This is a genomic window from Mesorhizobium sp. B2-4-14 (assembly GCF_006442155.1).
Classification (GTDB): domain Bacteria; phylum Pseudomonadota; class Alphaproteobacteria; order Rhizobiales; family Rhizobiaceae; genus Mesorhizobium.
Genome location: NZ_VFVA01000024.1, coordinates 82,238 through 90,364 on the forward strand (window position 1 = coordinate 82,238; position 8,127 = coordinate 90,364).

At 62.9% G+C, this 8,127-nt stretch carries 8 protein-coding genes; all 8 read left to right on the plus strand.

All coding sequences use genetic code 11. The features are described 5' to 3' along the window. Positions 1–67 precede the first annotated feature (67 nt). Positions 68–871: a DeoR/GlpR family DNA-binding transcription regulator gene (locus FJ938_RS20350; RefSeq protein ID WP_140610347.1), complete on the plus strand. Its 804-nt coding sequence runs from the start codon at positions 68–70 to the stop codon at positions 869–871. Positions 872–926: 55 nt separating this feature from the next. After that, positions 927–1,922 carry a rhamnose ABC transporter substrate-binding protein gene (rhaS, locus tag FJ938_RS20355; protein ID WP_140610348.1) on the plus strand — a complete coding sequence of 332 codons (996 nt, stop codon included), beginning with the start codon at positions 927–929 and terminating at the stop codon, positions 1,920–1,922. Between the two features lie 113 nt (positions 1,923–2,035). Next, entirely contained in the window at positions 2,036–3,592 is a 1,557-nt protein-coding gene (locus FJ938_RS20360; RefSeq protein ID WP_246673438.1) for a sugar ABC transporter ATP-binding protein, read from the plus strand. Continuing rightward, entirely contained in the window at positions 3,589–4,566 is a 978-nt protein-coding gene (locus FJ938_RS20365; protein ID WP_140696750.1) for an ABC transporter permease, read from the plus strand. The genes FJ938_RS20360 and FJ938_RS20365 overlap by 4 nt, the downstream gene beginning before the upstream one ends. A gap of 223 nt (positions 4,567–4,789) precedes the next feature. Beyond that, positions 4,790–5,794 (plus strand): ABC transporter permease, encoded by a 1,005-nt coding sequence (locus FJ938_RS20370; RefSeq protein WP_140696753.1) that lies wholly within the window; start codon positions 4,790–4,792, stop codon positions 5,792–5,794. Beyond that, complete coding sequence (gene rhaM, locus FJ938_RS20375; protein WP_140696756.1) at positions 5,794–6,111, plus strand: L-rhamnose mutarotase; 318 nt, start codon at positions 5,794–5,796, stop codon at positions 6,109–6,111. The genes FJ938_RS20370 and rhaM overlap by 1 nt, the downstream gene beginning before the upstream one ends. After that, positions 6,108–7,478, plus strand: a complete 1,371-nt coding sequence (locus tag FJ938_RS20380; RefSeq protein ID WP_140696759.1) for an FGGY-family carbohydrate kinase — start codon at positions 6,108–6,110, stop codon at positions 7,476–7,478. Before rhaM ends, FJ938_RS20380 begins: the two co-directional genes overlap by 4 nt. 251 nt (positions 7,479–7,729) lie before the next feature. Beyond that, the coding region (locus tag FJ938_RS20385; protein ID WP_140696762.1) for a helix-turn-helix domain-containing protein at positions 7,730–8,127 on the plus strand (398 nt) is incomplete at its 3' end.

The following is an 8,127-nucleotide window of genomic DNA, read 5'->3' on the forward strand; positions in this document are numbered from 1 at the left end:
ATTATATGATCGGAAATGATTGACACTGCTCTTCTTGAGTGCCTAGATGGCCAGGCAGGGAGGAACCATGCACGAAAAAGAGCGCCACAGGATCATTCTGTCCGCCGTCCAGGAAAAACCTGTGGTGACGGTGCAGGAGATGGTCGACCTGACGGAGTCCTCCGAGGCGACGATCCGGCGCGATATCGCCGCGCTTCATGTGCAAAAGCGCCTGCGCCGGGTGCGCGGCGGCGCCGAGGCGATCTCGCCGCCGCAATTCATCGGCCTTGCCGGACGGCCCTTCTCAGTCAATGAAACGCTCAATGCCGCGCAGAAGCGGGCAATCGCGCGCGAAGCCGTCGAGTTGTGTCGGGACGGCGAGCCGATCATCATCAATGGCGGCACCACCACCTTCCAAATGGTGCATTTCCTGACCGGCCGCCGCATGCCGATCTTCACCAATTCATTCCCGATCGCCGAGCATCTGCTCAAGCATTCCAAGAACACGGTGATGCTGTCGGGCGGTACCATCTATCGCGAGCAGAACATCATCCTGTCGCCCTTCGATAACGACGTGACGCGCAATTTCTACGCGCGCCGCATGTTCATGGGCGCCCAGGGGCTCGGGCCGCTCGGCCTCATGGAAGGCGACCCGCTTTTGATCCAGGCGGAGCAGAAACTGATCGACCAGGCCGACGAGCTGGTGGTGCTGGTCGATTCCTCGAAGTTCCGCAAACGCTCGAGCCTGATCCTGTGTGGTCTGACGCGCATCGCCACCGTCATCACCGATGACGGCATCGAGGATCGCGAAGCCAAGATGCTGGAGGCAGCCGGTGTGACGCTGATCGTCGCCCGCAAGTCGGCAAAGGAAGAATCTTCACTGCAGGCCTGAGATCATCTCACGCCCGCAGCGACGATGGAATGCAACGCTCAAGGGAGGATATTCGATGAGCTTCTTGAAGAAATTGCTGGTAACAGCGGCCTTCTCGGCCGCCATGTTCGTGAATGCCGCCTATGCCGAGAACGTCAAGATCGCGCTGGTGGTGAAGTCGCTCGGCAACGGCTTCTTCGATGCCGCCAACAAGGGCGCCGAAGAGGCGGCCAAGGAACTCGGCGACGTCGACATCATCTACACCGGCCCGACCAAGGCCACCGCCGAGGCGCAGATCGAAGTCGTCAATTCGCTGATCGCGCAGAAGGTCAACGCCATCGCGATCTCCGCCAATGACGCCGACGCGCTGGTGCCGGTGCTGAAGAAAGCCATGGAGCGCGGCATCACCGTCATCTCCTGGGATTCGGGCGTCGCCAAGGAGGGCCGCCAGCTTCACCTCAACCCGTCCGATACCGGCCTGATCGGCGAGACCATCATCAAGCTCGCCGCCGACTATCTGCCGGAAGGCGGCGATGTCGCCATCCTGTCGGCCTCCTCGACCGCGACAAACCAGAACGCCTGGATCGAAGCTGCCAAGAAGGTGCTGCCGGAGAAGTTCCCCAAGATCAAGCTGGTCGCCACCGTCTATGGCGATGATGACTCGGCCAAGAGCACGGACGAAGCCAAGGGCCTGTTGAAGTCCTACCCGAACCTCAAGGCGATCATCGCGCCGACCACGGTCGGCGTCGTCGCCGCCGCCCAGGTCGTCACCGACGAGAACCTGATCGGCAAGGTCAATGTCACCGGCCTGGCGCTGCCGTCCGAGTTCAAGAAGTTCATCGACAATGGCGCCAGCCAGGCGGTCGCGCTGTGGAACCCCATCGATCTCGGCTACTCGGCCGTGTACCTCGCCCATGATCTGGCCGTGAAGAAGGAAGAGGCCAAGCCCGGCGCCACACTGTCGATCGGCCGCGTCGGCAAGGTCACGCTCGACGACACCAACTCGGCCGCGATGGCTCCGCCCTTCCAGTTCGACAAGAGCAACATCGAGAAGTTCTCCAAGATCTATTGATCCTGGAGCCGGTACCCTCCCCCTTGTGGGGAGGGTCGGCGAGACGGTCGCGCGAAGCAATACCGACGAGACGGGGTGGGGGTGGCGACGTCTCCGCACATTAGGACTTTGATATGCTTGTAGACCCCCACCCCGCTCACTTTGTTCGCGACCCTCCCCACAAGGGGGAGGGTAAGGCAGCTCCTCGCCTGACGCTGTCCGGCATCTCAAAGAGCTTTCCCGGCGTGCGCGCGCTGCACAATGTCAGCCTGTCGCTCTATCCGGGCCAGGTGACGGCGTTGATCGGCGAAAACGGTGCCGGCAAATCGACACTGGTCAAGATCATGACCGGCATCTACCAGCCCGACGAGGGCACAATCAGCATCGACGGCCAGGCCGTCACCTTGCCCAGCGCGCATGCCGCTTTCGGGCACGGCGTCACCGCGATCCATCAGGAAACCGTGCTGTTCGACGACCTTTCGGTCGCTGAAAATATCTTTCTCGGCCATGCACCGCGCTCGCGTTTCGGCACCATCGACTGGCGCACGATGCGCAGGGACGCCCGAGAAGTGCTCGACACCATGCATGCGGGCCATATCGATGCCGACGCACGGCTGAAGGACCTCGGAATCGCCAACAAGCACTTGGTTGCCGTGGCGCGCGCCATGTCGATCGACGCCCAGATCGTCATCATGGACGAGCCGACAGCCGCCCTTTCGATGAAGGAGATCGAGGAGCTGTTCCTGCTCATCGAATTCCTCAAGAGCGAAGGCAAGGCGATCCTGTTCATCAGCCACAAGTTCGACGAGATCTACCGCATCGCGGACCGCTATACGGTGTTCCGCGATGGCGAGATGGTCGGAGAAGGCCTGATCAAGGATACCAGCCAGAGCCAGATCGTGCGCATGATGGTCGGCCGTTCGGTCGACCACATCTTTCCACAGCGCAAGGCCGAGATCGGCGCGCCGGTGCTGTCCGTCTCCGGCCTGTCGCATCCGACCGAATTCAACGACATCGGCTTCGAACTGCACAAGGGCGAAATCCTCGGCTTCTATGGCCTTATCGGGGCCGGGCGCAGCGAGGTGATGCAGGCGATTTCGGGCATCACCCGCACATCGGCCGGCACGATCACGCTGGAAGGCAAGATAATCGCGCCAAAATCGGCGGCGGATTCGATCGAGGCCGGCATCGTCTACGTGCCGGAAGAACGTGGCAAGCAGGGTGTGGTGATCGGCCTGCCGATCTTCCAGAATGTCTCGCTGCCCTCGCTCACGCGCACCTCCAAATCCGGCCTGTTGCGGCTGGCGGAAGAGTTTTCGCTCGCCCGCACCTACACAGAGCGGCTGGATCTGCGTGCCTCCTCGCTCAGCCAGGATGTCGGCACGCTGTCGGGTGGCAACCAGCAGAAGGTCGTCATCGCCAAATGGCTGGCGACCGCGCCCAAGGTGATCATTCTCGACGAACCGACCAAAGGCGTCGACATCGGTTCGAAGGCCGCCGTGCACGGCTTCATGGCAGAGCTGGTGGCGCAAGGCCTGTCGGTGATCATGGTTTCGTCGGAACTGCCGGAGATTCTCGGCATGTCCGACCGCGTCGTCGTCATGCGCGAGGGTTTCGTCGCGGCGGTCTACGACAACAAGGGACTGGACGCCGAGACGCTGGTCCGGACGGCGGCAGGGATCGCGGCATGAAAGCTATCCTGAAATATCGCGAAATCTGGCTGCTCGCCGCCATCGCCGTTCTGATTGGATTGATCTCGACCCGCTTCCCCGCCTTCGCCGACCCCGGGAATCTGCGCCAGGTGTTCAACGACACATCAATCCTGATGATCCTGGCGCTCGGCCAGATGGTGGTCATCCTGACCCGGTCGATCGACCTGTCGATGGCTTCCAACCTGTGCTTCACCGGCATGGTGGTGGCGATGCTGAACGCCGCGCACCCGGCGATCCCCATCCCCTTGCTGATCGTCATCGCGCTGGCCGTCGGGCTGGTGCTCGGCGCCATCAACGGCCTGCTTGTGTGGCGGCTGAACATCCCCTCGATCGTGGTGACGCTGGGCACGTTGACCATCTATCGCGGCGCCACCTTCGTTGTGTCCGGCGGCGCCTGGGTCAATGCCGACAAGATGAGCCCGGATTTCATCGGCTTCCAGCGCACCGCCTTCCTCGGCGTTCCCGTGCTCTCCTGGATCGCCATTCTGGTCATCGCGCTGTTCTTCGTCCTGATGACGCGTACCGCGCTCGGGCGCTCGATCTACGCCATCGGCGTCAACCCGACGGCGTCGGTCTATGCCGGCATCGATGTCGGGCGCACGAAATTCATCGTCTTCTGCATCTCGGGCATGATCGGCGGCCTCTCGGGCTACCTCTGGATCTCGCGTTATGTGATCGCCTCGGTCGAGGTCGCCAACGGCTACGAGCTCAACATCATCGCCGCCTGCGTCATCGGCGGCATCTCGATTGCCGGCGGTATCGGCTCGGTCGGCGGCGCGGTTCTAGGGGCGCTGTTCCTCGGCATCATCTCCAACGCGCTTCCCGTCATCAACATCTCGCCCTTCTGGCAAATGGCGATTTCGGGCAGCGCGATCATCCTGGCCGTCGTGCTCAACGCGCGCGGCGAACGCCAGCAGGGCCGCATTATCCTGAGAAAGATCGAGGCGGCATGAGCAGCACTTCGCTCCGGTTGGATCGAGAGGTCAGATTGTTGCCGATCGCAACAGTCCTGTTTTCAAGGTTTGTGCCGCCCCTCATCCGCCTGCCGGCACCTTCTCCCCGTATAGTGACGGGGAGAAGGGAGAAGCTCCTGCGCTGGCGCCCCCCTCTCCCCGTCTCTATATGGGGAGAGGGTAAGGGTGAGGGGCGGCGCCAACATTCGATCGGTTTGGCCAAATGACCGACATAACCAGGCCCCCTGCCCCGCGCCACATCCCCGACCGGCTCGACAAGCCGCTGTCCTCGGCGGTCTTCTCGTGGGAAGCGCTGCTCGTCATCATCGCGGTTCTCATCTTCGCCATAAACAGCTTCGCCTCGCCCTATTTCCTCGATCCCTATTCGCTGTCGGACCTGACGTTCAATTTCACCGAAAAGGGCCTGATCGCCTTCGCCATGGCGCTGCTGATCATTTCCGGCGAGATCGACCTGTCGGTGGCCGCCATCATCGCGCTCGCCTCGACGCTGATGGGCATGGCGGTGCAGGCGGGCGCCGCGACACCGGTTCTGGTGCTGATCGGCATTGTCGTCGGGCTCGGCTGCGGCGCCTTCAATGGACTGCTGGTGACGAGGCTTGGCCTGCCCTCCATCGTCGTCACCATCGGCACGATGAGCCTGTTCCGCGGCATTGCCTTCATCATCCTCGGCGACCAGGCCTACAAGGGCTATCCGGATAGCTTCGCCTTCTTCGGCCAGGGCTATGTCTGGTGGGTGGTGTCGTTCGAACTGGTGCTCTTCCTTATTGCGGGTCTCGTCTACTGGTTCCTGCTGCACCGCACCAGCTTCGGCCGCCGCGTCTTCGCCATCGGCAACAATGCGGTCGCGGCGCAGTTTTCGGGCGTGCGCGTGGGGCGTATCAAATTCATCCTGTTCTGCCTGACCGGACTGATGTCGGGCATCGCCTCGGTGCTGATCACCTCGCGGCTCGGCTCCACCCGACCGTCGATCGCGCAGGGCTACGAGCTCGAGGTCATCACCATGGTGGTGCTGGGCGGCGTCAGCATTCTCGGCGGCGCCGGCAGCATTCTGGGCGTCGTGCTTGCCGCCCTCATCATGGGGCTGGTGACCTTCGGCCTCGGTCTGCTCAATGTGCCCGGCATCGTCATGTCGATCTTCATCGGTCTGCTGCTGATCATCGTCATCGCCCTGCCGATCGTCTGGCGGCGGCTGCGCGGAGGACGCTGATGGCCGAGAAGTACGCGTTCAAGATGATGCTCAAGCCCGGCATGAAGGCCGAGTACAAAAAGCGCCATGACGAGATCTGGCCGTCGCTGGTGGCGCTGCTGAAGCAGGCCGGGGTGTCCGATTATTCCATCCACCTCGATGAGGATACCAACATCCTGTTCGGGGTGCTGTGGCGGCGGGATGGTCACGGCATGGCCGAGTTGCCGAAACATCCGGTGATGCGGCGCTGGTGGGCTCATATGGCCGATATCATGGAAACCAGGCCTGACAACGAGCCGGTGGCCGTTCCGCTGGAAACCGTGTTCCATATGGAATGAGCACGATACGCCACATCGCCGTCATCGACATCGGCAAGACCAATGCCAAGGTGGCGCTGGTCGATCTCGTTACCTTGAGCGAGGTCGCGCTGCGCCGCATGGCGAACGCACCGGTGCGTCAGGTGCCCTATCCGCATCACGATGTCGAGGCGCTATGGGCGTTCATCCTCGACAGCTTGGCGGGCCTCGACCGCGAACGACGCATCGACGCCATTTCGATCACCACCCACGGCGCGACAGGCGCTCTGGTCGATGCCGCGGGCGAACTGGTGCTGCCTGTGCTCGATTATGAGTTCGATGGTCCCGACAGTCTGGCAGTGGACTATGACGCGACCCGCCCGCCCTTCGCCGAAACCGGCACGCCGCGCCTGCCGCTCGGCCTCAATCTCGGTGCGCAATTCTTCTGGCAGCAGAAGCGTTTCCCGGCTGAGTTCGCCTGCGCCAACACGATGCTGATGTACCCGCAATACTGGGCGCTGCGGCTGACCGGCCTCGCCGCCAATGAAGTGACGTCGCTCGGCTGCCACACCGATCTGTGGAACCCGTGGATCGCCGATTTCTCCTCGATGGTCGACAAACTGGATTGGCGTCGGCTGATGGCGCCGGTGCGGCCGGCCGGGGACCGGCTCGGCCCGATCCTGCCCACGCTTGCGGTGCGGACCGGCCTCGATCCACGGACGCCCGTTTTTTGTGGTCTGCACGATTCCAACGCGTCGCTGCTGCCACATCTCCTGTCCGACGCGCCACCCTTTTCGGTGGTTTCGACCGGCACCTGGGTGGTGTCGATGGCGGTCGGCGGCAGACCAGTCGTGCTCGACCCGACACGCGACACGCTGGTCAATGTCAATGCGCTCGGCGATCCGGTGCCCTCCGCACGGTTCATGGGCGGTCGAGAGTTTTCGACGCTGACCGAGGACAAGCCGCAGGATTCGAGCGAAGATGACGTTGCCGCCGTGCTGACGCGAAAGGTCTTGCTGCTGCCTTCCGCTCAGCAGGGTTCTGGACCGTTCCCGCACCGCACCGCGCAGTGGAGCAATGCGGAAAATTCCAGTCCCGGGCAGCGTTTCGCCGCGATTTCGTTCTACCTCGCGCTGATGACCGCGACCTGCCTGGACCTCATAGGCGGCGACGGTCCGACGACGGTCGAAGGGCCGTTTGCCCAAAACCGGCTTTTCATCCGCATGCTGGCGGCAGCGACAGGCAGACCGGTCATCTCATCGGAGACCTCGACGGGCACCAGCATCGGCGCAGCGCTGCTGGCGTCGGATGGCGCTACGATTACGAGCAAAGGCGAGCGAACTGAGCCGCCGGCTGAGCGCGCCTGGAGCGATTATGCGCGAGCATGGCAAAAGGCCGCCAGGGCATAAGTTGCGGCATGGCTACCCAGCCTTGCTTGACAGGCCGGCGCCGCCCCTCATTGCCCTGCCGGGCATTTCTCCCCGTTAGTGACGGGGAGAAAAACGCGTCGTCGACGGTTTCGCCAATCGCCGCCGTTGCGGCCACCCCTTCTCCCCGTCACTAACGGGGAGAAGGTGCCGGTGTCCGAACCGGATAGATAGGTAACAGGATGGACCGATTGCATGGGTAACGGTTTTCTTGTCCGCCGGGAGGACCGGCGATGGTTTGGCGAGAGATTGGGCTCATGGATGAGCGGCTTCGATTTGTTGCAGAGTGTCTTAGTGGCGAGGAGACGATGACGCAGCTTTGTGCGGCCTTCGAGATCTCGCGCAAGACCGGCTACAAATGGCTTGGGCGCTACCGGGAGCTTGGGCCGGAAGGCTTGCATGATCTGCCGCGGGCACCGCTCAAACACGGCCGGGCGACGGCATTGGAGTTGGTGGAGCGGATCGTGGCGGCGAAGGAGGCGCATCCGCTGTGGGGGCCGAAGAAGATCATGGCCAGGCTGAGGCGAAGCGAGCCCTCATGCGGCTGGCCGGCAGTCTCGACGGCAGGCGAGATCCTGAAGCGGTATGGTCTTGTCGGGCGGCGACGCAGGCGCTGGAAGGCGGCGGGCAA